Consider the following 24,187-nt stretch of genomic DNA (forward strand, 5'->3'; position numbering starts at 1 on the left):
CACCTCAGGGAGCACACTAATCACACGCAGAAACTGGGCATTTGGGTCGAGTGCGACGATCACCTCGGTCACGGCGTCTTGCGCCCGCCGACCACGGGGTCGTGCTCGTCCAGCGCCGCCAACAGTTCCTGGGCGGTCAGCGCCGCCTGGAGCAGCACGATCGCTTCCGGGTCGAGCGGGTCGACGCCGAGCAGCGTCTTGATCTGACCGACCCGGTAGCCGACCGAGTTCCGGTGCAGGTGCAGTGCGTCCGCGACCGCGGTGCGGCTACCGCTCGACGCGAGCCAGGCGCGCAGCGTCCGAACCAGGTCCTCCCGGGGCAGCAACGGCCCGAGGTGCCGCTCGACGAACTCGCGCAGGCGCTCCGGCGGCACGGTGACCAAGAGCTGGGCCAGCCCCAGCGAGGCGTACGGCAGCACGACACCCTCGCCGCGGCGGAGCAACAGCGTCAGGAGCACCTCCGCTTCCCGGAACGAGTGCGCGGTGCGGTCGGCGCCGGTGACCACCGGGCCGGACGCGGCCCGCACGACGCCCTCGCCGACCACGGCCTGGGCACGCTCCCGGAGCCGGTCGAGCTCGTTACCGTCCCCACCGGGCACCACCGCCCAGGCGCGGCGGCCCTGGTGCAGCGCGGTCACCCCGGCGCGCGGCAACGCGGTGGCCCAGGCGCGGACGTGCGGACCGTCGTAGTCGAACACCGCGCCCGCGTGCGGGGCGTCCAGACGCATCCCGAACCGGGCCGCGGCGCGGGTGAGGTCGTCCGGCGCGCGCAGGGTGCCGCAGCGCAGCTCGTCGACGAGTTCGGACCCGGCAGCGGTACCAGCGTCGGCAGCGGCGTCCCGGCGGACCGCCTCGATCGCGAGCGCGGTGGTGGCCGCGAGGAGATAAGGCACGACGGCGGGCGGCACCGGCTCGGCGAGCAGCGCGATGCCGAACCGGCGGCGATCGGCGCGGACCGGTGCGGCGCGGGCCGGGCGGCCGTCGGACATCGTCAGCGGGGTCGGGCGTTCGGCCCCGAACACCTGGGCGACGTCCGACGCGCGGACGCTCGGCGCGTCCCCGGCGGGCGCGACCGACGAGGCCAGCAGCTCGCCGTGGACGTCGAACAGCCAGGCGGCGTGGCCGGTGTGCGCGGCGAGCCTGCGCAGGATCGCGGGCCAGCCCTCGCCGCCGAGCGTGAGCCGGTTCAGCTCGCGCTCGAACTCCTCGGGCGTAGCGGCCGGCGAGACGGGGCCGGGCGGGGCCATCCGTGGCCCGGCCGGACGAGGCGTCGGGGGAACCGGAATTCCGTGCGCCCTGGCCTCGCCGTGCGGGTCCCGTCGGACCCGGCCGCCCTCCATGGCGGGAACCATACCTTCCGGGTCGGAAGCGCCTTCAGAGGCTTCAGGCGCCGAAGTCCGCCTTGCGGATCATGCAGTGCACACCCTTCACCGCGTCGACGACCTGGCTGACCTCGAAGTCGCCCGCCGCGCTCAGGTACGCCAGCGCTGTCGCCCGCGGCAGGCCCTGGGTCAGCTCGAGGAACGAGACGGCCCGGCGCACCGCCTTCTTCATCGCCTCGTTCAGGTCCGGGTCCATCCCGACCGGGATCCAGTGGGTGTCGGTCTCGACGAACGGCGCGTTGACCAGGCCGACGGCGGCGCGCGCCTCGGCGTCCTTGAGAACGGTGAGCCGGAGCGTCGCGCGCAGCGGTGCCTCCAACGCGGTGAGCGCCACCTCACCGTCACCCTGGGCGTAGTGCGGGTCGCCCGCGTAGAACAGTGCGCCGGGCGTCTGGACCGGGAGGTAGAGCGACGAGCCTGCCTGCAGCTCGTTCACGTCCATATTGCCGCCGTGGTCGCCGGGCGGGACCGAGGGCACCGGCTCGTCGGTGTCGATCGCGACGCCCATCAGGCCGAGGAACGGGCGCAGCGGGAAACGCACGCCTCGCCCTTCGCCGAAGCGGAGGTTGCCGTAGAGCACGCCGCCGCTCTCGGTGACGTCGGTGAAGTGGATGTTGCTGCCGTAGCCGGCCGGGTCGAGGACGCCGGCATCCTCGCGGCGCACCGTGCCCTCGGGGAACTCGCCGGGCAGTGCACCGTAGCCGTGACGGTTGCTGATGAAGCCGTAGGGCGCGCGGATCGCCAGGTCCAGGACGTCGACCCGGAGCAGGTCGCCGGGCTCGGCACCGGCGACCGCGATCGGACCGGTCACCACGTGCGGGCCGTCGTCGTAGTCGTGGGCGATGTCGGACGCCGCGAACACCCGCGAGTCCTCGAGGACCTCGTCGGCCTTGACGCCGAAGCCGGCCAGGTAGGCGACCGGGTCGCGGCCCTGGTCCTCGAGGATGCCCTCGTGGCTGAGGGTGTCGACGGTGACGACCGCCCCGCTCTCGACGCTCAGCGCCGGCCGGTTGGTGCGGTTGGGCAGAAAGCCCCAGAGTGCGGTCTCCGGCGTCGTCTCGAGGTAGTGGTCACCGGAGATGCGGCCTTGGCGCGCCTGCAGCGTCACGCTCGGCTCCTTCGTGCGATGGGGCAAGTCGCCTACGACACTGCGGGAACCCTGTTTCGGCCAGAATTCCGAGCTGCGAAGCTGTCGTAAAGCGCCTCGGCATGCGATACCGCATCTCACTTCGCGACGAGCCCGGTATACGATCCACTCACCGTCCAGAAGCGACCTTCGCGTGTTACTACCGGTGGGTATGGCGAATGTCGCACCGGGTTACCGCAACCCGGCTTCCTGCTGGTCACGAGCAGAACGTGACACTTGCTCGCGTTTTCCGCGAGTTCGCTGCGGCACGCCCACTGGAGCGGGGCGCTGTCCCTCCACTACGATCCGTGCGCTGCATGTGGACACATGAGTACTGGCGACGGCGAGGACTGGGGAGGCGACGAGTGGACGCGACGTCCCGTTCGCTGGCCGACCCAGTGCACAGAGCCGCCGCAGCGGGGCCAGACGGTTCGCGCCGGGTCGTCCGGAAAGCCCCCGACTTGCGCAGCAAAAACCTCGCCACTGCTCATAGCAAGCTGCGTCCATTGCACGCGCGCGACCCCTGGACGTGCCATTCTTCGTGGAGTCACCTCGCGGTCACGCTGATCGAGTGGTCGACTGCGGTGCGCCCGTTGCAGGGCGCCTCGCTCGCGGGCTGTCCGTCACTAGTGACCGGGACTGGACAGGAGCAGCACCGTCGGGTCGGTACCGCCCGGCGTACCCACGCTAGGCGGAGTAGGGGCTGGATACGGTGATTACGGCTGAGCCTGGCGCTGGCCCCACCGTCCTGCGCATCCTGCTGGGCTCCCAGCTGCGGAGGCTACGCGAGGACCGGAACGTCACGCGCGAGGACGCCGGCTACGCGATCCGCGCCTCCGAGTCGAAGATCAGCCGGATGGAGCTGGGCCGGGTCGGCTTCAAGGAGCGCGACGTCTCCGACCTCCTGACGCTCTACGGCGTCACCGACGGGGCCGAGCGCGACGCGCTGCTCTCCCTCGCCAGGGAGGCCAACCAGCCCGGCTGGTGGCACAAGTTCAGCGACATCCTGCCGAACTGGTTCCAGGCCTACGTCGGGCTGGAGGCCGCGGCTTCGCTGATCCGGACGTACGAGGTCCAGTTCATCCCCGGCTTGCTGCAGACCGAGGAGTACGCCCGCGCGGTCGTGCTGCTGGCCAACGGCAACGCGCCGAAGGAAGAGGTGGATCGGCGGGTCCAGCTGCGGATGGAACGGCAGAACCTGCTGACGCGCGCCAACGCACCGCGGTTCTGGGCGATCATCGACGAGGCCGTGCTGCGGCGTCCGATCGGCGGCCGGGACATCATGCGTGACCAGCTGGAGCACCTGGCGAAGCTGGCCGAGCGGCCGAACATCACGCTCCAGGTCATCCCGTTCGGGTACGGCGGCCACGCCGCGGCGGGCGGCGCGTTCTCGCTGCTCCGCTTCCCCGACCAGACGCTGCCCGACATCGTCTACATCGAGCAGCTGACCAGCGCGCTCTACCTGGAGAAGCGCGAGGACGTCGACACGTATCTGGAATCCATGGAGCGACTCGCCGTCGAGGCGGATTCGCCGGTCCGGAGCCGGGAACGTTTCCTGGAGATTCGCCAGGACTTCACCCCGCCACCTGCTCGCTGAAGCGGTCGGGGCCGGACCTGGCGGTTGCGGAGCGCGCCCGACCGCGCTCCGCACACAACAACTACTGAACTGCGTTGATGCGCCCGGCCCCGTTCCGGACTGCGATGAACTGCTGGTCAGCTGACGAAATGATCAAAGTCTCCGCTCCGTGCACCCGCGATCAGAGCAGCGATCTCGTCTCGGGTGTAAATGAGCGCCGGTCCCTCCGGATGGCGAGAGTTCCGCACTGCGAACTGTCCGTCCGGTAACCCCGCGATCTCCACGCAGTTGCCGTTCGGATTGCTGTGACTGCTCTTCAGCCATGCCACGTGGCCTAGCTGACCAGCAGGTATTCCGTTGTACGGGTGGTGCATGTTGCGCCTCTTCTCGGATCGCCGGCGGACACGTCCTCGGCCGCCGGTGCACGATCGGCGGTACGACGCCCCGTTCCGTCGATTGGTGCCGCCCATCAATGAGGCCGCCTGCACGTGCAGACGCTCTTGCACATGCACGGCCTGATGCAGGAGGATAACGCACGTGCGCCACGCCGTAGGCCCCCTAGCCTCCCGGCACGGACGGTCAGAACGTCGCCTCTGAGCGCGACGGATTTCGCTACAGCCGTTAAGCGCTCACCTGCCCTCGGAAATGGATGACGTGGCTTCCGACAGGTATCGGCGTTCCCCGAATCAGAAAAAATTAAGCCATCTGCACGTGCAGATGGCTCTTGCACATGCACGGCCTGATGCAGGAGGATTACGCACGTGCGCGACTGTGCTCAGTAGTCGAACAGCCGACAGCCAGTGATGGGAGGTAGACGTGTCCCCAGCTCCACAGCCGACCCGGACCGAGTCCGCCCGCGGCTGCGCACACAGAGAGGCGGCCTGGAAGGTCGAACTCTCGGCCCGGCTCTGTACCGACCGGGCACACGCCGCCCGGTTGCGCGGGCTGGCCGCCTGGCACCAACGGCAGGCCGACTACTTCGATCAACTCTTCGGGGGCGATGACTCCGGCGCCTCGCCGGCCACCGCCTGAGAGTTCTGCCTGCACACAGCTCCGACGAGCGCCCCTGAAGGAACGCTCGTCGGTCGTGGCTGGTGCGGGTTGGAGGCGCCCGGACCCTCCAGCCCGTGCCGCCCCGCGGTCGGTCCGCGCGTCGCTTCCCCGGCATGGCGGCGCGCGGACTCCGCTGTTTTCGGCCTTTGTAGCTAGGCGTCCCGGCGTCGCATCAGGACTGCCGCGACCGCGAGCGCCCCGACGATCCACGCGATGAACACCGCGAGCCCGGCTCCGGACGAGAGCAGCGTCGATGCGGGATCCGCGGACATGAACGCACTGCCCGCATTGGACGGCAGGATCTTGGTCAGCGGCTCGCTCCAGCTGTCCGGGAGCAGCCCGACCATCGTCGGCAGGATCAGGATCAACCCCACGAGCGCCCCGATCGCGCCCGCCGTGTGCCGCAGGATCGCGCCGAGCGCCAAGCCGAGAAGACCGATCCCGGTGAGATAGATCGCAGCGCCGAACACCGCCCGCAGCGTCCCGTCGTCACCCAACGCCACACCGTCCGCGCCCAGGGCAGCCTGGCCGGCCAGGAAGGCGGCCACCGTCGCGACGAGCGAGACCACGAGCGTGACCCCGCCGAACACGACAACCTTCGCCCACAGAACGGGCAGACGGGTCGGTACCGCCGCGAGCGTTGCGCGGATCATCCCGGTCGAGTACTCCCCCGCGATGACCAGCACGCCGAGCACACCGAGGATGAGCTGACCGAGCGTGACGCCACTCAGGCTCAGATCGGTCGGGTCGATCGGACCGCCGCCGGGGCCACCTCCGTCACCGGACACCACCGATGCGGCGAGCAGACCGAAGCCGATCACGACCACCAGCGCGGCGCCGAGCGTGATCGCGGTCGACCGCAGCGACCGGAGCTTGATCCACTCCGAGCGAATCACCCGCCCGATCGTGACCCCGGCTTCCGCCGACGTCCTCGCCCTCGTCTCGGGAGTCAGGGTTGCGGTGCTCATCAGGCAGCCTTTCCGGTGGAGTATTCGGTGAGGTCCTTGGTCATCGCCATGAACGCCTCTTCGAGCGACGCGCGCTCGGTGGTCAGCTCGTGCAGGACGTAGCCGGCGGCGAACGCGCGGTCGCCGATCACGTCCGCGGTGAGCCCGATGACGTCCAGCGCGCCCCGCTCGGTGCTGGTGATCGTCACGCCGGGGCCGCTGAGCACCCGGATGAGGTCGGTCGCCTGCGGGGAGCGAACCCGGATCCGGTCGCTGACCGCGTTCTGGACGAAGTCGACGACCGGCACGTCGGCGACCAGTTGCCCACGCGCCACGACGACCAGCTGCTCGGCGGTCAACGCCATCTCGCTCATCAGGTGGGAGGAGACGAAGACCGTGCGCCCCTCGGCCGCCAGCCCCTTGAGCAGGTTGCGGATCCACAGGATGCCGTCCGGGTCGAGGCCGTTGACCGGTTCGTCGAGCATGATCGTCCGCGGGTCCCCGAGCAGCGCGGACGCGATGCCCAGCCGCTGCCCCATGCCGAGGGAGAACGCTCCGGCGCGCTTGCGGGCGACGTTCCGCAGCCCGACCAGCTCGAGCACCTCGTCGACGCGGGACGCGGGGATCCCGGTGGTCGCCGCCAGCGCGAGCAGGTGGTCGCGGGCGGATCGGCCGGGGTGGATGGCCTTGGCCTCGAGCAGCGCGCCGATCTCCCGGAGCGGCGCCCGGTGCTCGGCCAGCGGCCGGCCGTTGACGGTCGCCGACCCGGACGTCGGGCGGTCCAGCCCCATGATCATTCGCATCGTGGTGGACTTGCCTGCGCCGTTGGGCCCCAGGAAGCCGGTCACGATCCCGGGCCGGACGGTGAACGAGAGGTCGTTCACTGCCACCTTGTCCCCGTAGTGCTTGCTGAGACGGACGACCTCGATCACTGCGACTCCTGACGCCGGTGAGGTTTCCTCGGACGTCTTCAACCGTCGCCGCCGCAGCGCGTCGCGGCATCGTCCAGCAATCGTCATTCGGGCCTACCGTGTCCGCGGTAGGCGGGCGCTGCGCGCGTACTACGGGCGCGGGACGTCCGCGCGGACCAGGCCGGTCTGGTAGGCGATCACGACGAGCTGGGCCCGGTCCCGCGCGCCCAGCTTCGTCATCGCCCGGTTGACGTGCGTCTTCGCGGTCAGCGGCGAGAGCACCAGCCGCTCGGCGATCGCGTCGTTCGGAAGCCCTTCGGCGACCAGCGCGAGCACTTCCCGCTCGCGGTCGGTGAGGACCGCGAGCTGCTCCGGCACGGCGCGCGGAGTGTCGTCCGGCTGGGCCAGGAAACGGCCGATCAGGCCCTTGGTGGCCTTCGGCGAGAGCAGCGCCTCGCCGCGGGCGACTACCCGGACGGCGTCCAGCAGCTCGGCCGGTTCGACGCCCTTGCCCAGGAAACCGCTGGCACCGGCCCGGAGCGCCTGGAAGACGTACTCGTCGACCTCGAACGTCGTCAGGATCACCACCCGGACGTCGGTCAGCGCCTCGTCCGCGGTGATCTCCGCGGTCGCGGCCAGCCCGTCGAGCTCGGGCATCCGGATGTCCATCAGGACGACGTCCGGGTGGGTCCGGCGCACCACGTCGACGGCTTCGCGGCCGGTCGAGGCCTCGCCGACGACCTCGAGGTCGGACGCCGAGTCGATCAGCACCCGAAACCCGGCGCGGATCAACGCCTGATCGTCGGCAAGCACGACGCGGACCATGGGGGAACCGTACGTCAACGGTGGTATGCGACGGTTACCGCATCCGGACGACGGCTGCCGTACCAGTCGTGACGTAGCGTCGGCGCGTGGGAATTCTCACCGCGTGGCGGCGCTACACCGCCGCGCACCCGCTCGCCGTGGACGCCGTCCTGGCCGGTCTGTTGTTCGCGTCGGTCGCCGGACCGGCGGTGGCGGGCGGCAACAGCGGAGGGCTGCTGTTCTTCGCCCCGGTCTGCGCCGCGCTGGTGTTCCGCCGCCGCCTGCCGATCCCGGTGCTCGCGATCGAACTCTGCCTGGCCGTGATCGGGATCGCGACCGGCCACGGCGCAGCCGGAATCGTCGGCAGCCTGATCGCCGTCTACACGGTCGCCTCGCGCGCCGACCGGACCACGAGCATCACGGCCGGCGCCGTGACCGCGATCACGCTCGGCCTCGGGACGCTGCTGAACACCGGCGAGCCGCTGCTCGACGAGCGGAACGTCATCGTCGTGACGTGGGCAGGCCTGGCGACCGCCGCCGGGTACGCGGTCCAGAACCGGCGCGCGTACATCGCGGCGATCGAGGAACGGGCCCGGCGCGCCGAGCAGACCCGGGAGGAGGAGGCGCGTCGCCGGGTCGCCGAGGAGCGGCTGCGGATCGCCCGCGAACTCCACGACGTGGTGGCGCACAGCATCGCGCTGATCAACGTCCAGTCGGGGGTCGCCGCGCACCTCCTGCGCGACCAGCCGGACGCCGCCGAGGAAGCGCTGCGGCACGTCCGCGCGGCCAGCCGGACCGTGCTCGACGAGCTCGGGACGATGCTCGGCGTCCTGCGGCAGGGCGACGACGTGGACACGCCGGTGGAGCCGGCTCCCGGGCTGGAGCGGCTGGAGGCCCTGATCGAGACGTTCCGGGACGCCGGGCTCGAGGTACAGGTGCGGGTCACCGGCCGACCGCGCCGGCTCGCGCCGACGGTGGACCTCGCCGCGTACCGGATCAGCCAGGAGTCGCTCACCAACGCGCACAAGCACGGGTCCGCGCCCCGGATCGAGCTGTCGGTCGGCTACGAGCCGGACGCCGTCCGGATCGTCGTCCGCAACCCGGCAACGCCGGAGGGCGCGTCGGTACCGGCCGGCACCGGACACGGGCTGATCGGCATGCGGGAGCGCGCGACCGCGGTCGGCGGTCAGGTCACGACCGGCCTGCGAGCAGGCACGTTCGAGGTCGAAGCCGTGCTACCGGCTCCGGCCGACGGCTAGGCCCGGGGCGAGCCCGGGCCGCAGCCGTCAGGTCGTGGCGACCTGCTCGCCGATCGCCTTGTGCAGCGCCCGGTTGAGCAGGACGAGCAGGGTGTCCCGCACCGACCGCTTGTCACGGGCGTCGAACGCGACGACCGGGACCTGGTCATCGATCGCGAGCGCCCACCGAACCGCGGCGAGGTCCTGCGCGAGCAACCCGTCGAACGCGTTGACACCGACGATGAACGGGATGCCGGTGTGCTCGAAGTAGTCGACGGCCGGGTAGCAGTCGTCGAGCCGCGAGCTGTCCACGACGACGAGCGCACCCAGCGCACCGCGGGACAGGTCGTCCCACATGAAGCCGAACCGTGCCTGGCCGGGAGTACCGAACAGGTACAGCTTGACTCCGGCGTCGATGGCGACCGAACCGAAGTCCATCGCCACCGTCGTCGTGGTCTTGGTCGAATGCTGTCCAGGGATGTCGATCCCGACGGCCACCTCGGTCATTTCGGCCTCGGTGGTCAACGGGGCAATGTCGGAGATCGCCCCGACCGTCGTGGTCTTTCCGACCCCGAAACCGCCGGCGATGACGATCTTTACCGGAAGCGGTGGCTTCGAGCCGGGGGCGGTGCGGTCAGACGATGGCGCTGAGTCCACGGATCACTCGCAGGATGAGTTCGGGGGAGTTGGGAGAGCTCACGTCATGGTTGTGGACGTCGAGGTAACCGGTGGCACGCAGGTCACCGACCAGGATCTTGACCACGCCCAGGTGAAGCTTGAGTCGGGCCGAGATCTCGGCGACGGAGATGGGCTGGGCGCAGAGGGTCACGATGGCGCGAAGTTCCGGCGAGAGCCGGGACGTCGGTACGCGTCCGCCGCGGGTCCCGGCGGTCACCTGTGTCTCCAGCCCGATCTCCGGATCGGCGGTCACCCGCCCGGAGGTCAGAACGAAGGGACGCAGCTGCGCGCCGGATGCCTCAGACCCGACAGTGCTGGCCTTGTTGGGTTCTCCGGAGGGAGAGAACGACGAAGCCCTCAGATACGGCCGGATAGAGGCCGGTTCCTCTGAGTCGGATCCGCCCACGATCCTCATGACTGCACGGAATTCTTCAACTCAACGATGAGTTGCGGCGTGAGGACCGCGCCGGCGCGGCTCGCGAAGAGCGTCATTTCGTAGGCGACCGTACCAAGGTTGGCCGACCGGTCGGCGATGACGCCGAGCACGGAGCCACGGCTGATCGCCGTAGCGAGCAGGTAACCACCGGTGAGGTCCACGATGACCTTGTTCAGCCCGCCCAGCGTGTAGGTGTCGGCCACACCCGCCGCGAGGCTCGTCATACCCGAGATGACCGCGGCGAGACGGTCGGCGTTGGCGTGGTCGGACGTCGCCGACTTCGCCATCAGAAGACCGTCCGCCGATACCGCCACCGCCTCCACGACACCTGCGGTGCCGCTGCAGAACGAGTCCAGCAACCAGTTGAAGGTCTGTGCCTCGGCGCTGAGGCCGGCGGTCGCCAGGTCGCCGCCGTTGGGTCGGTAGGAGCTGTTCATCGTGGTGATCCTTCGTGCTGATGGTCGTCGACGACGACCCTGTTGAGAGCGCGGGACACGCCTGCTTCGATCTGCTCGATCAGCGCCCGGGCGGCGTCCGGATCCGCCACCGGTGTTGCTGTGACCGAGGCGCTGGAAGCGTTGCCTCGGCCGCTGGTGAAGCTCTTCAACGTCGCACCTGGCACCCGCCGTACCAGGCCACCCGGGGTGCGTTGCGGTGGCTGGTTCGGCTGGGTGTGCGGTGCCGGCGGTGCTTGCGATGCGGCCCCCGGTACCGGTCGGGAGGGCAGCACCGGCGGGGAGACCGGCGCGGCAGACGGCGCCTGCCGCGCGGCCGGCTGTGTGTTCCACGGCGACGGCGCCGCCGGCTGCGGCACCGGCTCGTTCCAGATCGACGACGCCGCCGGCTGGGGCGCCGGCTCGTTCCAGATCGACGGTGCCGCGTGCGGAGCAGTCGGCTCGTTCCAGATCGACGACGGCTGCTGGCGAGCCGGCTGAGCCGGACGCGGGGCCGGAGCCGGAGCACCCGACGCCGGACCGGGTGCGCCCGCCGGAGGCGTGGACAGCTGCGGGACCGCACCGGTGTCCGCGGTCCGCTGCGCGTTGCGCACGCCGGCCTCGAACTCCTCGATCAGCGCCCGTGCCGCCGCCGGATCGCCCGCGTCGCCGAGCACCGTCGGCTCGGCCTGCTGGTTCCGCTTGCTGGAGATACCGGCCGGGAGCTGGGCCCCCGGCACCCGGCGCTGCAGGCGAGGCGGCGTACCGCCGGGGCCTGCCGGTCCCGCGGGCGGCGCTGCCGCCGGTGGGGCCGTCCGCACGCTCGGCGCCTGCCGCGCGGCGGGCTGGACCGGCTGCGGGATCGGGGCTGCCATCGGCGGAGCAGGCGCCACCGCAGGCGGGGGCGGCGGTGCGGGTGCCGCCGCAGGCGGGAGCGAGCGGAACGCGGACGGTGCCGCGGGCTCGGCGGGCCGACCGGCCGGAGCGTCCCACCAGGAGACGTCGGGTCCGCCCGGACCGGCTCCTGCCGGGGCGTGCGGAGCGCCGACTGCCGACTCGCTGCGGTAGAGCGCGCTGCTGGCGGCGACCGGCTCGGCGTCGACCGGCTCGCGCTGGGACGGCACCTCGGGCTCGGAGCCGGAGAACGCGTTCCACGGCCCGGCCGAGATCGCCCGCGTCGCCCGCTCGAGCGCGACGTTGTCGAACATCGACGCCGAAGCCACTGCCGGGAGCCCCGAGTGCGCCGGCTCCGGCGTCGGCTCGTACACCGGTGTCGGGGCGGGCGTGTAGGCCGGCGGCGCCGCCGCGGGCGCCGGGGCCATCGCGGTGTTCGGAACCCGGAGCACCTCGGGCTGGTGCGCCGGCTGCTGGCGCGTCGGCCCCGGCGGCAGCGCGGGACGCTGCTCCTCCACCGCGGCGATGCCCTGGTAGATCGACGGCACCAGGTGCTGCTCGTTCAGCGCGAGCACCGCGGTCACACCGCCGCCCGGCGTCGGCACCAGCGCGACGCCGATGCCGTGACGACGAGCCAGCCGCCCGGTCACGAACAGACCGAGCACCTCGGTCGGAGCGAGGTCGAGGCGTTCACGGCGGGCCATCCGAGCGTTTTCCTCGGCGAGCCGCTCGGCCGACATACCGATGCCGTGGTCGACGATGAGGACCTGCGCCCCGGCTCGGGTCGGCTCCGACTTCACGCTCACCCGGGTGTGCGGTGGCGAGTACGCCGCGGCGTTCTCCATCAGCTCGGCGAAGATCAGCGTCAGGTCGGAGACGACCGACGGCTGGACGACTAGGTCCTCGGGGACGTCGATGTCGACACGGGTGTAGTCCTCGATCTCACCGAGGGCCAGCCGCGCGATGTCGCCGAGCGGCAGCGGGCTGCCGCCGCCCTGGTCGGTCGCGATCGAACCGGAGAGAACGACCAGCGAACCCGCGTTCCGGTTGAGGCGGCTGGACAGGTGGTCCAGCTGGTAGAGGCTGCTCAGCCGGTCGGCGTTCGTCTCCTGCCGCTCCAGCCGGTCGATCATCGACAGCTGACGACCGATCAGGTTCTGCGTACGGCGTCCGATGTGACCGAACATCGTCGCGACGTTTCGCCGGCTGGTGATCTGACGTTCGACCAGTCGAGCCGCGGTGTCCTGCACCTGCTGGAACGCTCGGGCCAGCTCACCGATCTCGTCTCGACCGGTCGTGTCGACCGTGTCGAGACGGACCGGTTCGAAGACTTCGGCCTCGTCGTCAGCGACCCGGGTGAGCTCGCTCTCGACGGCGGTGGCGACGCGGTTGGCGGACGACGCCAGTGCGACCAGTGGCTGCGACACCCGGCGTCCGACCAGGATCGTCAGGCCGGCCACCAGCATCAGGATCAGCACCAGACCGGCACCGATACCGACGGCGGCCGCGATCGCGTTCCGCTTCTGCTCGTCGGCGGCCGCGGTGATGTCCGACACCAGCTTGGTCTCGATGTATCGCGTCTGGCCGAGGAACGACGTGAACCGCGGGAAGTACGTCGCCAGCGGCAGGGCCTGGACCGCGTTCAGGTCGGCCTTGTTACCCAGCGTCGCGAGCTCCGCCGAAGTACGCGCGGCGTTGGCTTCCTGGACCAGCCGGTACAGCGCGGCCTGGCCGGGGTTGGCGTACTGGAAGTACCGGCCGGCGTACTCGTTCGAGGTGCCCAGCCCGTTGACGTACTGGCTCAGCAGCGTGCCGTTGGGCGTCGCCAGGAGCAGGGTCAGCGTCGCGAGGTTGAGCGAGTTCGCCTCTCCCAGGTGCAGAGCGGCGTCCATGGCGAGGATCTGGCGACCGATCGACGACGTCGCGTCCGCCGTCCGGTACAGCTGGACGCCGTCGATCAGACCGTTGATCAGCTGGGTCAGCTGCTCGGAGACGACGGTCTGCGGGAAGTTACGAGCCAGCGACTCGGTCCGCAGGTCCTTCAGCTGGTCGAGGTCCTCGATCGCGGCCTTGAGGGTCGGCGGCGACTCGTCGTCGATCTGCGCCCGCACCTCCGCCAGCTGGTCGTCCACGATGGCTTCCTGCTGGAGGACCTCGGACCGGCTGGCGAAGTCACCGGCGAGGAAACCGATCGTGAGCAGCCGCTCCGCTTGGAGCTCCCGGACCAGCGTCGCGACGTCACCGGCGATCCCGATGTCGCGCGAGGTGTCGTTGGCCTTGTCCGCTTCGGAGACGCGGCCCGCGATGACGGAGACCGCGAGCACCGACACGGCGAGCAGCGGGATGATCGCCAGAAGGACGAGCTTCCCGCTGATTCGGAGCCTATCGAGGAACACCGGCCCGCTCCCGCCTCGCGTCGCGTCCAGCGTCCAAGTTGTTCAGGTACGGGTCGGCGCCCATCGGGTCCGGAGCGGCCGGGTAGGCGGAGTAGTCGAGGTTGCCGGGGTCGTACGGCGGCGTGTCCGTCATCTCAGAGCGCGACCGCCTGCCGGAGATGAGGACGAAGAGGATGCTCAGCACCGTGACGACGACCGCGATCACGACGAGCGCGGCGGCCAGGAAGCGGGTGGTGTCCGCGCTGCTCTGACGATCCTCCACCTGCGACCCGAGCTCGTCGAGGAGCAGCGGGTTGAGGTCGGTCGCTGCCGACTGGGCGGCAGCCCGCTGCGCGGTCACCGACTTCTCCGAGGGGAGCGCGCCGAGCGAGGTCTGGCCGGGCGGCGCCATCGCCTCGACGCCCCGCTGGAACGCGTCCAGGCTCTGCAGGAGCTGGGTGCTGAACGTGCCGCTGTCCGAGGCGTCCACCGCCGCGGCCATGTCCGACGCGACGTCGGTGCCGGACTCGGAGACCACCTGGCGGCTCACCGCGAGGTCGGTGAGCGCGGTGTTGAGCTCCTCGACCTGGGCGTTGTAGTTACCGATCGGCGCGTCGCGGTCCGGGGCGGGCAGGTCCGCGGCGAGCACCGTCTGGTCCTGGTAGCGACCGGCCCAGACGACCATCGCCGGGACCTCTTCGAGCGCCGCGTCCTGCAGGTAGGTGATGACCGCGTCGGAGTCGCTGCGCAGACCGGATGCCTGGCCGACCCGCTGGTAAAGCGCGAGCAGCAGGTCGGTGGCCTCGCCGTAGCTCTTGAACGCGCTGAGCCCCTCACCACCCTGCTCGGGCAGCGTCTCGATCCGGGCTCGCAGGCCGGACCAGCGGTTCGTCGTCCCGAAGTCCGAACCGAACTTTTCGTCGGCCGCGCCGACGGCGGCGACGGCCTCGGAGAACGTGTCCTTCGTGGCCGGCTTGCCGAGAACCGCGTTGGACTGCGCACTGACCAGCGCCGGAAGCAGCTTGTTCAGCGCGCTGACGTACTCGACGCCGTCCCGCTCGCGTCCGTGCAGATCACTGTCGTCAGAGCGCGGACCCCACACCAGCGCGAACAATGCTATTACGGCAATAACCGTAATGATCTGCAGCGCTAGGGGCGCAAACGCCCGCAACGGGGCGGACCGTAACCGGGATCCGGACCCGGGAGAAGTCATCGCTCTTCCTTCACCAACATCGCCTGCATGGGACCCTGCGACCAGTCTCCGCACCGGCCGCCTCAGCATGAGCAAGAAAACCAGCGCCATACGAAGCTAGTTCTTCGATAAACCCGATGGCAAGATGCACACCGTTAACCCCAAGAATCACAGGCCGATCGACAGCGTCTGCAAATAAATGGTGGTACGTTTTTAGCGGTTTGCCCGAATCGCGGGCCAGCATAACTTACCAATAAGTAATGTCGATTAATGCGTTAGGTCGGCGGCTCCGGAGCGTATTTCGTTCCTCACTGAACGCGACCAAAAGCGGCGTGAACTGGTCAGTTGTTCGTGAACACCAGACCAAACCCCTGCAGCTGTGCACTTTCGGAAACAACTCCAGCGAGTTACCGACGACGGGCCCCGAGCCCGCCACCTGCCGAAATCTCGACTTAACCCAATAGCCATAGAGCGGCGTACTCGCGCCGAACGACAGCGCTATCAGGCAATACGCCGATCCGGGGGCCACCGCGGCCGAGGAGACCCTACCGGAATGGACGGACGCGGGTGCAGCGACCCCGGCCCTTGGGCCCGTTCACCCGGTTTCGACACTCCACTCAAGACCTGAGACCGAGACACTCCTTGTCAGCCGGGTGCACTATTTGCCCAAATTGTCACCTTCTGGTTGAGTTCCTACCGCCCCACACGCGGGACACATAGGGAGGTAGGGCATGCGAGACAGCTGCAGGCGCATCACGGTGGCGATTGCCGGCGTGGCGCTGGCGGGCGGAGCGGTGCTGGCGGCCACACCGGCCGCGGAGGCCGCCACGGTCAGCGGACCGGTGACAACGGTCAACGTGAGCGCTCCCGGCGCCGCCACCGCCGGCTGGGACGACGACCGCGGACGCCACGGCCATTGGAAGAAGCGGCACCACTGGAAGAAGCGGCACCACTGGGGCAAGCGCCACCACTGGGACGGGCACCGCTGGGACCGGCACCGCTGGGACAACGACCGCTGGGACAACGACCGCTGGAATCGGCACCGCTGGGAGGGGCGCCACGGGCACCATCGGTGGCGGACGCACGGCCGGTACCACAGCCACCACGAGGCCTGGGAGATCGGCTCGCGCTACCGCGGGTCGTCGTGGGAGTCCTTCAGCTGCTACCGCAGCGGCGGCTCGTGGGTGCTGCGCGTCTACGGCTGAGCGCACCGTTCGGCGGGCGCCCACCAGGCGCCCGCCGAGAGGGACCTAGGCGTGCAGCGGAGCGGTCACCGGTGGCGCCACCGCACGCGGACGCTGCGGCGCGGGCATCTCACCCTCGCGCACCGCCTTGACCAGCCGCGTGTGGTCGGCTTCGGTGCGGTCGGCGTACCGCTGGCCGAACTTCACCATCGAGCGGTCGAACCGGTCGCCGTGTCCGATGTAGCCGGCGATCGCCGCCGGGTCACCGCTGCGGGCGTGGGCCCTGGCCAGCACCCGGCCGCACAGCCGCGAGTAGGTCGCCAGGCCGGACGCGTTGAACGTGGACGTGTCGAACGATCCCTTGGCGTCCCAGAGCTGCCGGACGTAGTAGTCGTGGCCACCCGCCGGATCGCGGAACCAGCCGAGCAGGACGTCCGGCGCCGCCTGGATCAGCCGCTGACCCTCGACGACCCGCTGCCCGGCGTTGCGATACGGGCTCGGCGTGAGGTGCCACTCGAGCACCGACGGACCGGCCTCCTTCACCTGCAGCAGCAGCGGATCGTTCGCAGACGCCGCGAGCAGCACGACCCAGCACCGGCTGCCCACGCTGCCGACACCCACGACCTTCCGTGCGAAGTCGACGAACGCGTACCGGTCGAGCAGCACCCGGCGATCGGCGGGCAACGTCTGCCGGTACTCGCGGATGCACCGGCGGACCAGTTCCTCGTCCATACCGCCCTCGGACGTGTCCGAGACATGGGTGAGCAACGGCGGATCCTCGCGCAGCCGCCAGCCACCGTTGATCCGCTCGGTCAGCTTGGCCGCCGCACTCAGGTGGTCACGGCTGCGCGCTTTTTCGACCGCCTGCAGCGTCGGCACGCTTGCCCGGCCGCGATTCAACAACGGCACCAGATCGTCGACTTCGACCCGGTCGTACCAGACTTCGAGCGCCCGCCGGGTCGCGTAGTCGTTCATCGCCTCGCGGTAGCCCGCAGCAGCGCTGGTGGCGGCCGCCGCTGCCTCACCGTTCTTGAAGCGATTCGCCCTCGCGGCCAGGATCACGCTGCTGACCAGCCGTTTCAGATCCCATTCGAACGGCGCTTCCAGCGTCTCGTCAAAATCGTTGAGGTCAAAAACCAGGCGTCGATCCGGGGTGCCGGACATCCCGAAGTTCTGCAGGTGCGCATTTCCACCGGCCTGGACGAACAACCCGCTGTGCGGTCGTAGCGCTAAATCGTGCGCCATCACGGTGGCCGCACCGCGGAAAAAGCTGAATGGGGACGCGATCATGCGCTCGTATCGCAGCGGCAGCAGTTCCGCGAGACGGTGTGCGTCCGCCCCGGCGAGAAGCGTCAACGGATTGCGTCCGTCGTCCCCGAGTTCGGCCTGGTCAGCTCTGGACACCCTGGTGCGAGCGTTGCGGCCGAGTTCATACCCGACCGGAGACACGACGGTCAATCCACCCATCGCTGCCCCCTCTCCCGAAAACCGGAGGCTCCGCTGCCTGCCTGCAACGTTAACGGAGGTTGGCCGGTAGGGAAACGTGAGGTTCTCGTCACCGCGCCACAACGGCTGCTGAACCCGGAAGGTACCGGATGAACTCCTCCGGCCCGAGAGCGGGTGCGTAGTACCAGCCTTGCCCGGTGTCGCAGCCCAGCGCCCGCAGCCGGTCGCGCTGCTCGACGCTCTCGATCCCCTCGGCGACCACCTGTAGGCCCAGCGCACGCGCCAGCTCGACCAGCGACTCGAGGATCTGGTCGTCGAGCGGCGAGCGGTCGGTGCCGGTCAGCCGCTGCACCAGGCCGCCGGAGAGCTTGAGGACGTCGATCGGCAGCTCACGGAGCACGCCGAGGTTCGCCCAGCCCGCGCTGACGTCGCCCACCGCCAGCCGGACGCCCAGCGCGGAGAGCCGCTGGAGTGGTGCGGTGTTCACAGCTGATACGGCGCCGGCCGCCAACTCCAGCTGCAGGCGGCCCGGCTCCAACCCGGTCTCCTCCAGCACCCGCACGACGTCGTCGACAAGGCCGGGGTCGCGGAACTGGCGCACGGCGAGGTTGACGCTCACGTACGGTCCCCAGCCACCGGGCAGCCGCTCGGTCGTCGGCCAGCGTGCGGCTTGCCGGCAGGCCAGCTGCAGCACGCGTCGGCCGATCGGAACGATCGCGCCGGTCTCCTCGGCGAGGCCGACGAACCGCTTCGGCGAGAGCAGCCCGAGTTCCCGGTGGCGCCAGCGGACGAGCGCCTCGGCGCCGCGGACCGTGCCGTCGGTGAGCCCGACCAGCGGCTGGAACTCGACGACGAACTCGTCCCGCTCCAGCGCGGCGGGCATCGCGGTGGAGAGCAGGTATCGAGCCACTTGCTGCTCGATGCGGTGCGGGTCGTAGACCGCCCAGCCGCCGCGCCCCTCGGACTTCGCGCGGTACATCGTCAGCTCGGCCGCCCGGATCAGCTCGGCCGCGTCGGCGTCGGCCGCCGGATGTTCCACCACGCCGATGCTGGCCGACAGCGTGAGCCGGTTGTCGGCCAGCGCGAACGGCACCGCCAGCGAACGGACGAGCTCGGCCGCGAGCCGCTCCACGTCCGCGACACCGCCGGTGCCGGCCAGCAGGATGCCGAACTCGTCGCCTCCCATCCGCGCGACCAGCGCGTCGCCCGCGAGCGTCCGCAGCCGGTCGGCGACGGCGACCAGCAGCTCGTCGCCGACCGGGTGCCCGAAGCTGTCGTTGAAGACCTTGAAGCCGTCGAGGTCGAGGAAGCACAGCCCGACCCGCTCGACGCTCCCCCGCTCGCGCAGGAGCGTGGTGAGCCGCTCGACGAACGCGACCCGGTTGGCCAGCCCGGTGAGCTGGTCGTGGGAGAACTGGAACTCGCGGTCGAGGCGGAGCTTGCGCTGCTCGGTGACGTCCTCCACCACCACCGTGACCCGGGGTGGGACGCCCGCCTCGTCGGCGACCAGCGTCAGGCGCAGCGACAGCCAGGTCTCCGCGCCGCCGGGGCGCGCCAGCCGGCACTCGAGGTCGGTCCGGCGCACCTCGCCGGTGAGCAGGCGGGTGTACGCGTCGTCCAGGCCGGCCCGGTGCTCCGGCACCAGGAACTCGCCGAGGCGCCTGCCCACCAGGGCGCTGACCGGGAGGCCGAGGAGGTTCGCCAGCGTCTCGTTCGCGTCGGTGATGCTGCCGTCCGGCGCGCCGAGCCCGATGCCGATCGGCGGACCGCCGAACACCGCCCGGAAGCGCGCCTCGCTCGCGCGGAGCGCCCGCTGCGCGTCGGCCTGCGTCGCCAGCGCGGCGCGGCGCAGCACCTCCCGCTCCTCCGCGGCCCGGTCGCGCGTCGCCGTGCTGAAACCGGTGGCCAACTCCGCCTGGATTGCGGCGAGGCGCTTCCCGGCGTCCGTCACGTTCGTCGCGTCCCCCGCCTCGGCAGTGAGAACCGTGGGGAACTCGGTGGCGATCAGGCGAAGGCTCTCGCCCAGCACCACCGGCTCGGCGAAGCCGAGCCCGACCAGCGCGGCGCCGACGGTTGCCGCCGGGCTCGCGTCGAACGGTTCACCACGCGCCGCCTCGATCAGCCGGTCGACGGCGCCGGTCAGCCGGAACTCGGTCTCGTCCGCGGTCAGCGAGGTGGCACCGGCACGCCGCAGCGCCCAGGCCCAGGTTGCGGCAAACGCCCGGCGACGATCGCCGCCCGAGCCCTGACCCGGGTCAACGGTGGCGTCGACCGCGGTCACGAGCGCGCGCTCAGCCGTAACTCCATGCCAGCGAGAGTAGCGAAGCGCCACGACGCATACGCATGGAGTCGCCACATCGACCCACGCCTGTCACACCCACGTTACGACCGAAATCTCCAGCTCTGCCGGGGGACGAGTTCCCCTCAACCGGATTCTGCCCCGGTCGATGGGGAAGCGGATGTCGCCGCTGCGCTCGGTCGAAGGACGGTCGGATGACGGTCAGCACGTTCCGTAGCCGTGCCCAGATGCTGGAGCCGTACGCGATCCTCGGCCAGCCTGCCGAGCCCGATCTGGAGGCGATCGCCAGCATCGCCGCGCACATCTGCGGCGCTCCCACGGCGGTCGTGAACCTGCTCGACGACACCCACCAGCACCAGGTGGCCGCGTTCGGCTTCGCCCGGTCGGTCTGTGACCGCGAGGACGCCATGTGTGCGATCTCGATCAACCTGCCCGAACCGGTGTACGTCCCGGACGCCCGGCTCGACCCGCGCTGGGCGGAGAACCCGTTCGTCACCGGCGTGATCGGCGACGTCCGGTTCTACTCGTCCACCCAGCTGGTGAACGCCCGTGGCGAGGTACTCGGGACGCTCTGCGTCTTCGACGAGCAGGTCCGCGAGATCACCCGGGAGCAGCGGACCCAGCTGGAGTTGCTCGCCCACCAGGTCGTCGACGTGCTGGAGCTGCGCAGGCAGAGCTTCGAGCTGCAGGCTGCGATCGGCCAGCTGGAGCGCGCCCGCGAGGAGCTGGTCCGCTCCAACGAGCACCTGGCCGCGTTCGCCGGGCAGGTCAGCCACGACCTGAAGAACCCGCTGGCCAGCGTCGTCGGGTACCTGCACAACCTCTCCGAGGTCGGCGCGGTGGTCGCGGAGCCGGAAGCCGCCTGGTGCACCCAGCGGGCGCTCGCCGCCAGCCAGCGGATGAGCGACATGATCGGACACCTGCTCGACTACGCGAGCGTCGGCGGCTCTCTGACGTTCGAGCCGGTCAACCTGGAACAGCTGCTGAGCGACCTGACCGACGACCTGAGCGACGCGATCGCCTCGGTCGGCGGCTCGATCACGGTCGAGGACAAGCTGCCGACGGTCCGCGCCGACCGGGTGCAGCTGCGGGCGGTGCTGCAGAACCTGATCAGCAACGCGCTGAAGTTCCGGCGCCTCTCCCGGGCCCCGCACGTCGCGATCAGCGCGGCGCTCCGGGACGGCACCTGGTTGATCCGGGTGGCCGACAACGGGATCGGCATCCCGCACGACCGGCGCGAGCAGGCGTTCGCGCTGCTCAGCCGGGTCCACGACGAGTCGGCCAGGGAAATCGCCGGCAACGGCATCGGGCTGGCGACCTGCAAGCGGATCGTCACCGCGCACGGCGGCGAGATCGGGCTCGCGGACACTCCGGGCGGTGGGACGACGGTCTGGTTCACGCTCCCGTCCGAGGTGCCCGCGTTGCCCTGAGCCCGGTCAGAGGGAGACGACCTCGGGTTCGAGCGGAACGAGCACCGCGGCGATCTGGCTGATCGTCTCGTCGTCGACGCCCGCCTCGGCGAGCGACGCCGCGAGATGCCCCACGACGGCCGCGAACGCCGCCGGGGTGATACCGAGGCCGGCGTGCGCGACGCTCAGCGCCCGGCCGGGGTAGGGACGCTCGGCGCCGAGCGCCTGCCCGACGAACAGCCGCTGGTGCTCCTTCAGCTGTTCCAGATCGACGCCGTCGAAGTACGGCGCGAGCGACGGGTCGGCGATGACCTTCGCGTAGAACAGGTCGACGACTGCGGCGACGGCCGGTTCGCCACCGATCCGCTCGAAGATGGTTTCGGGGGCTGCCTCGGTGCTCATCCGCGTCCTCCTGACTGCGGTGCTGACCTGACGGGGCGCGCTTCCTCCAACACGGTCCCATCGCGCGGGCCGCCCGTCCCGGACTTCGCCCGCTCTTGTTCAGCGGCAGCTGGCCAGGTGCGCGTTGACCTTGCGAACCAGCGGAGCCAGCGACGGCACCTCGATCACGGTGGCTCCGGCGTCCCGCAGCCGTTCGGCACCGTCACAGTCGACGAAGATCTCCGGCTCCCGCCAGGCGAACACCACCCGGCGCAGTCCGGCGGCCAGGATCAGCTCGGTGCAGCTCCGCGGCCGGGACGCGCGGGCGGAGCACGGCTCCAGCGAGCTGTAGATCGTGGCGGCCCCCGCCACGGTGCCGACCCGCGCCAGCGCGGCCTCCTCGGCGTGCTCGTGCGGATCGTCGCGGCGGGACCAGCCGTCCGCGACGACCGTGCCGTCGGCGTCGACGATCAACGCGCCGACCGAGAACGCGGTGCTCGACGGCGGGCAGCGCCGGGAGAGCTCGATCGCCTGGCGGAGCCAGTGCAGGTCCGCCTCGGTGAGCTCACCGGGGTCGGCCACGTTCACCGGGACCCCAGCAGGTACCGCAGCAGGACGACGTCCCCGATCGGACGGGTCTCGACCAGCCGCATGCGCCGGTCGGGCCCGTTCGGATAGGTCCCGGGGCCCGCGAACCGGGGTGCGGCCGGGTCGCCGACGAAGAACGGGGCGACGACGAGGTGCAGCTCGTCGACCAGCCCGGCGGTGAGGAACTGCGCCTGGACGCTGCCGCCGCCCTCGACGAGCAACCGTCCCACGCCGCGCCGGACCAGGTCGGCGAGGACCACGTCCAGCGCCTCACCCCGGTAGACGACGGTCTCGGCACCCGGCGCGAACACCGCGGCCGCCGGGTCGAGCCGCCCGCTGCGGGTGAGCACGACCCGCAGCGGTGACCCGATCGCACCGCGGGCCTCCCGCGCGGCGCGCCGTTCGGCCGAACGCACCAGCAGCCGGGGGTTGTCCCGCCGTACGGTCTCGGCGCCGACCAGGATCGCGTCGCACCCGGCGCGGACCTCGTCGACGCGGTCGAAGTCCGCGTCGTTGGAGAGCAGGAGGCGGTTCGGGCTCGCGTCGTCGAGGTAGCCGTCGACCGAGACCGCTGCCGACACCACGACGTAGGGCCTCACGACAGGGCCGGATCGGCAGCGGGTTTCCAGGGAAATTCGGGCGCGCGCCGTTCGGTGAACGCCGCGACCCCCTCGGCCAGTTCGGCGCGGCCGGCCTCCTCCCAGTGGCGCTGGCGCTCGGCGGTCGGCGCCCCGGCGAGCGCGGCGCCGATCAGCTCCTTCGCGGCGTGCTGGGTGAGCTGGGACCGGCTCACCAGCGTCCGCGCCAGCTCCGCCACGCGAGTGTCCAGCTCACCGGCCGGGACCAGTTCGTCCACCAGCCCCACCCGCAGCGCGCGCTCGGCGTCGATGAAGTCGCCGGTGAAGAGCAGGAACTTCGCGGTGGCCGGACCCACCAGGTCGACCAGGCGAGCGGTCGTCGCGGCGGGGTAGACGACGCCGATCTTCGACGGGGTGATGCCGAACCGGGCACCCTCCTCGGCGATCCGCAGGTCACAGGCGACCGAGAGCTGACAGCCGCCGCCGACGCACCAGCCGCGGATCGCTGCGACGACCGGCTTCGGGAACGCGACGAGCGCGTCCTCGGCGAGCACCGCCGGGGCCGGTACGCCGGGAATCATGCCGGTCAGCGTCGAAATGTCGGCGCCGGCGGAGAACGCGTCGCCCGCGCCCGTGACGACCACCACCCGGACGTCCGGGTCGGTCGCGAGCCGATCCAGCAACGGCGGGATCGCGTTCCACATGTCGGTGGTCATCGCGTTGCGCTTGGCCGGGTTGTCGAGCACGACGGTGGCCACGCCGTCGTTTACCTCACAGCGCACGTGCCCGGTCACCAGATACCTCCCGGTTGCCCAACTGATGGGCAGACGATAGTGCCGGTGCGGCGGAGAACTCTATGAGCCGGATCGCGTCGGCCGTAACGGCTCAAGCCGGGCGGGTTGCCGCCGACGTGCATGCTGTGCGTGTGCGACACCGAACCTCCGGACGGATGAGCCCGTGTCCTCTGTTGGGTGCCGAACCGATACCGAGGTGGGGCAGATGCCGCTGAGGCTCGGCGAAGCAACCCGGTGCGCGGTAGCCTCGTGAACAGCGCGTGACCCTCCCGGGAACGCGCGGCGGAGCAGCCGCGTTGTTCCGAAGCAGGCGATTCGTCATCGCCTGGCCCCGTCCCGACTCGCCCGAGGATCATCGATGGACCCAGTGGCACCCTTCGCGATCGCCGTGATGACTCTTGCCGGTGGCGCCCTCGCACTCTCGTGGGCAGCGGACAAGGCGCGACGTGCGACCCGTCCGGT

At 70.7% G+C, this 24,187-nt stretch carries 22 protein-coding genes; 5 read left to right on the forward strand and 17 right to left on the reverse strand.

Features of this window, described 5'->3' with window-relative positions:
- Window positions 1-68 precede the first annotated feature (68 nt).
- Both BUB75_RS07725 and BUB75_RS07730 read right to left on the reverse strand, forming a co-directional pair.
- Window positions 69-1,340, reverse strand: coding sequence for a PucR family transcriptional regulator (locus BUB75_RS07725; RefSeq protein WP_178379796.1), 1,272 nt, complete (start codon window positions 1,338-1,340; stop codon window positions 69-71).
- A 43-nt stretch (window positions 1,341-1,383) separates the two neighbouring features.
- Window positions 1,384-2,490 carry an acetamidase/formamidase family protein gene (locus BUB75_RS07730; protein WP_073253460.1) on the reverse strand — a complete coding sequence of 369 codons (1,107 nt, stop codon included), beginning with the start codon at window positions 2,488-2,490 and terminating at the stop codon, window positions 1,384-1,386.
- A gap of 730 nt (window positions 2,491-3,220) precedes the next feature.
- Between BUB75_RS07730 and BUB75_RS07735 the strand changes: the two genes are divergently transcribed.
- A complete protein-coding gene (locus BUB75_RS07735; protein WP_084740447.1) occupies window positions 3,221-4,105 on the forward strand; it encodes a helix-turn-helix domain-containing protein in 885 nt (294 codons plus the stop codon).
- Window positions 4,106-4,221: 116 nt separating this feature from the next.
- On the opposite strand, the gene BUB75_RS07740 is transcribed toward BUB75_RS07735, so the two are convergent.
- The gene (locus BUB75_RS07740; protein ID WP_073253466.1) at window positions 4,222-4,458 is read right to left on the reverse strand and encodes a DUF397 domain-containing protein; all 237 of its coding nucleotides are present in this window, start codon (window positions 4,456-4,458) and stop codon (window positions 4,222-4,224) included.
- A gap of 442 nt (window positions 4,459-4,900) precedes the next feature.
- On the opposite strand from BUB75_RS07740, the gene BUB75_RS07745 reads away from it, so the two are divergent.
- Window positions 4,901-5,116, forward strand: a complete 216-nt coding sequence (locus BUB75_RS07745) for a hypothetical protein (protein WP_073253469.1) — start codon at window positions 4,901-4,903, stop codon at window positions 5,114-5,116.
- Window positions 5,117-5,289: 173 nt separating this feature from the next.
- On the opposite strand, the gene BUB75_RS07750 is transcribed toward BUB75_RS07745, so the two are convergent.
- The 3 genes from BUB75_RS07750 to BUB75_RS07760 form a co-directional block, all read right to left on the reverse strand.
- Window positions 5,290-6,105, reverse strand: coding sequence for an ABC transporter permease (locus BUB75_RS07750; RefSeq protein WP_073253472.1), 816 nt, complete (start codon window positions 6,103-6,105; stop codon window positions 5,290-5,292).
- On the reverse strand, window positions 6,105-7,016 hold the full coding sequence (locus BUB75_RS07755; RefSeq protein ID WP_073253475.1) for an ATP-binding cassette domain-containing protein: 912 nt from the start codon (window positions 7,014-7,016) through the stop codon (window positions 6,105-6,107). Before BUB75_RS07755 ends, BUB75_RS07750 begins: the two co-directional genes overlap by 1 nt.
- A gap of 129 nt (window positions 7,017-7,145) precedes the next feature.
- A complete protein-coding gene (locus BUB75_RS07760) occupies window positions 7,146-7,820 on the reverse strand; it encodes a response regulator transcription factor (RefSeq protein ID WP_073253478.1) in 675 nt (224 codons plus the stop codon).
- A gap of 86 nt (window positions 7,821-7,906) precedes the next feature.
- Between BUB75_RS07760 and BUB75_RS07765 the strand changes: the two genes are divergently transcribed.
- Complete coding sequence (locus BUB75_RS07765) at window positions 7,907-9,058, forward strand: sensor histidine kinase (RefSeq protein WP_073253481.1); 1,152 nt, start codon at window positions 7,907-7,909, stop codon at window positions 9,056-9,058.
- A gap of 27 nt (window positions 9,059-9,085) precedes the next feature.
- Here the strand turns inward: BUB75_RS07765 and BUB75_RS07770 are convergent, their stop codons facing one another.
- Genes BUB75_RS07770 through BUB75_RS07790 form a run of 5 tightly spaced genes read right to left on the reverse strand, consistent with a single transcriptional unit; the run spans window position 9,086 to window position 14,968 of the window.
- The gene (locus tag BUB75_RS07770) at window positions 9,086-9,694 is read right to left on the reverse strand and encodes a GTP-binding protein (protein ID WP_073253485.1); all 609 of its coding nucleotides are present in this window, start codon (window positions 9,692-9,694) and stop codon (window positions 9,086-9,088) included.
- Window positions 9,672-10,130 (reverse strand): DUF742 domain-containing protein, encoded by a 459-nt coding sequence (locus BUB75_RS07775; protein ID WP_073253488.1) that lies wholly within the window; start codon window positions 10,128-10,130, stop codon window positions 9,672-9,674. The genes BUB75_RS07770 and BUB75_RS07775 overlap by 23 nt, the downstream gene beginning before the upstream one ends.
- The gene (locus BUB75_RS07780; protein ID WP_073253491.1) at window positions 10,127-10,588 is read right to left on the reverse strand and encodes a roadblock/LC7 domain-containing protein; all 462 of its coding nucleotides are present in this window, start codon (window positions 10,586-10,588) and stop codon (window positions 10,127-10,129) included. Before BUB75_RS07780 ends, BUB75_RS07775 begins: the two co-directional genes overlap by 4 nt.
- Window positions 10,585-13,875, reverse strand: a complete 3,291-nt coding sequence (locus BUB75_RS07785; protein WP_073253495.1) for a nitrate- and nitrite sensing domain-containing protein — start codon at window positions 13,873-13,875, stop codon at window positions 10,585-10,587. The genes BUB75_RS07780 and BUB75_RS07785 overlap by 4 nt, the downstream gene beginning before the upstream one ends.
- Complete coding sequence (locus BUB75_RS07790; RefSeq protein ID WP_073253498.1) at window positions 13,862-14,968, reverse strand: hypothetical protein; 1,107 nt, start codon at window positions 14,966-14,968, stop codon at window positions 13,862-13,864. Before BUB75_RS07790 ends, BUB75_RS07785 begins: the two co-directional genes overlap by 14 nt.
- A gap of 809 nt (window positions 14,969-15,777) precedes the next feature.
- On the opposite strand from BUB75_RS07790, the gene BUB75_RS07795 reads away from it, so the two are divergent.
- Complete coding sequence (locus BUB75_RS07795; RefSeq protein WP_178379797.1) at window positions 15,778-16,251, forward strand: hypothetical protein; 474 nt, start codon at window positions 15,778-15,780, stop codon at window positions 16,249-16,251.
- A gap of 45 nt (window positions 16,252-16,296) precedes the next feature.
- On the opposite strand, the gene BUB75_RS07800 is transcribed toward BUB75_RS07795, so the two are convergent.
- Both BUB75_RS07800 and BUB75_RS07805 read right to left on the reverse strand, forming a co-directional pair.
- Complete coding sequence (locus tag BUB75_RS07800) at window positions 16,297-17,697, reverse strand: DUF2252 domain-containing protein (RefSeq protein ID WP_073253505.1); 1,401 nt, start codon at window positions 17,695-17,697, stop codon at window positions 16,297-16,299.
- A gap of 88 nt (window positions 17,698-17,785) precedes the next feature.
- A complete protein-coding gene (locus tag BUB75_RS07805; protein ID WP_073253508.1) occupies window positions 17,786-19,957 on the reverse strand; it encodes a putative bifunctional diguanylate cyclase/phosphodiesterase in 2,172 nt (723 codons plus the stop codon).
- 212 nt (window positions 19,958-20,169) lie between these two features.
- On the opposite strand from BUB75_RS07805, the gene BUB75_RS07810 reads away from it, so the two are divergent.
- Window positions 20,170-21,405 carry a sensor histidine kinase gene (locus tag BUB75_RS07810; RefSeq protein WP_073253511.1) on the forward strand — a complete coding sequence of 412 codons (1,236 nt, stop codon included), beginning with the start codon at window positions 20,170-20,172 and terminating at the stop codon, window positions 21,403-21,405.
- A 6-nt stretch (window positions 21,406-21,411) separates the two neighbouring features.
- Here BUB75_RS07810 and BUB75_RS07815 read toward each other — a convergent pair whose 3' ends face one another.
- The 4 genes from BUB75_RS07815 to BUB75_RS07830 all read right to left on the reverse strand — a co-directional run bounded on the left by BUB75_RS07815 (window position 21,412) and on the right by BUB75_RS07830 (window position 23,647).
- Complete coding sequence (locus BUB75_RS07815) at window positions 21,412-21,786, reverse strand: group I truncated hemoglobin (protein WP_073253514.1); 375 nt, start codon at window positions 21,784-21,786, stop codon at window positions 21,412-21,414.
- 99 nt (window positions 21,787-21,885) lie between these two features.
- Window positions 21,886-22,353, reverse strand: a complete 468-nt coding sequence (locus BUB75_RS07820) for a cytidine/deoxycytidylate deaminase family protein (RefSeq protein WP_073253517.1) — start codon at window positions 22,351-22,353, stop codon at window positions 21,886-21,888.
- The gene (locus tag BUB75_RS07825) at window positions 22,350-22,952 is read right to left on the reverse strand and encodes a RibD family protein (RefSeq protein ID WP_073253521.1); all 603 of its coding nucleotides are present in this window, start codon (window positions 22,950-22,952) and stop codon (window positions 22,350-22,352) included. Before BUB75_RS07825 ends, BUB75_RS07820 begins: the two co-directional genes overlap by 4 nt.
- Entirely contained in the window at window positions 22,949-23,647 is a 699-nt protein-coding gene (locus BUB75_RS07830; protein ID WP_425430871.1) for an enoyl-CoA hydratase/isomerase family protein, read from the reverse strand. Before BUB75_RS07830 ends, BUB75_RS07825 begins: the two co-directional genes overlap by 4 nt.
- Window positions 23,648-24,187 lie beyond the last annotated feature (540 nt).

Origin of the sequence: Cryptosporangium aurantiacum (assembly GCF_900143005.1) — a bacterium.
Taxonomy (GTDB): domain Bacteria; phylum Actinomycetota; class Actinomycetes; order Mycobacteriales; family Cryptosporangiaceae; genus Cryptosporangium; species Cryptosporangium aurantiacum.

What these genes read in the sequence shown, in the direction of transcription:
- BUB75_RS07725 (WP_178379796.1), bottom strand. Translation starts at nt 1,340, where the DNA reads ATGGAGGGCGGCCGGGTCCGACGGGACCCGCACGGCGAGGCCAGGGCG.
- BUB75_RS07740 (WP_073253466.1), bottom strand. Translation starts at nt 4,458, where the DNA reads ATGCACCACCCGTACAACGGAATACCTGCTGGTCAGCTAGGCCACGTG.
- BUB75_RS07750 (WP_073253472.1), bottom strand. Translation starts at nt 6,105, where the DNA reads ATGAGCACCGCAACCCTGACTCCCGAGACGAGGGCGAGGACGTCGGCG.
- BUB75_RS07760 (WP_073253478.1), bottom strand. Translation starts at nt 7,820, where the DNA reads ATGGTCCGCGTCGTGCTTGCCGACGATCAGGCGTTGATCCGCGCCGGG.
- BUB75_RS07775 (WP_073253488.1), bottom strand. Translation starts at nt 10,130, where the DNA reads ATGAGGATCGTGGGCGGATCCGACTCAGAGGAACCGGCCTCTATCCGG.
- BUB75_RS07780 (WP_073253491.1), bottom strand. Translation starts at nt 10,588, where the DNA reads ATGAACAGCTCCTACCGACCCAACGGCGGCGACCTGGCGACCGCCGGC.
- BUB75_RS07795 (WP_178379797.1), top strand. Translation starts at nt 15,778, where the DNA reads ATGCGAGACAGCTGCAGGCGCATCACGGTGGCGATTGCCGGCGTGGCG.
- BUB75_RS07800 (WP_073253505.1), bottom strand. Translation starts at nt 17,697, where the DNA reads ATGGGTGGATTGACCGTCGTGTCTCCGGTCGGGTATGAACTCGGCCGC.
- BUB75_RS07810 (WP_073253511.1), top strand. Translation starts at nt 20,170, where the DNA reads ATGACGGTCAGCACGTTCCGTAGCCGTGCCCAGATGCTGGAGCCGTAC.
- BUB75_RS07815 (WP_073253514.1), bottom strand. Translation starts at nt 21,786, where the DNA reads ATGAGCACCGAGGCAGCCCCCGAAACCATCTTCGAGCGGATCGGTGGC.
- BUB75_RS07830 (WP_425430871.1), bottom strand. Translation starts at nt 23,647, where the DNA reads ATGACCACCGACATGTGGAACGCGATCCCGCCGTTGCTGGATCGGCTC.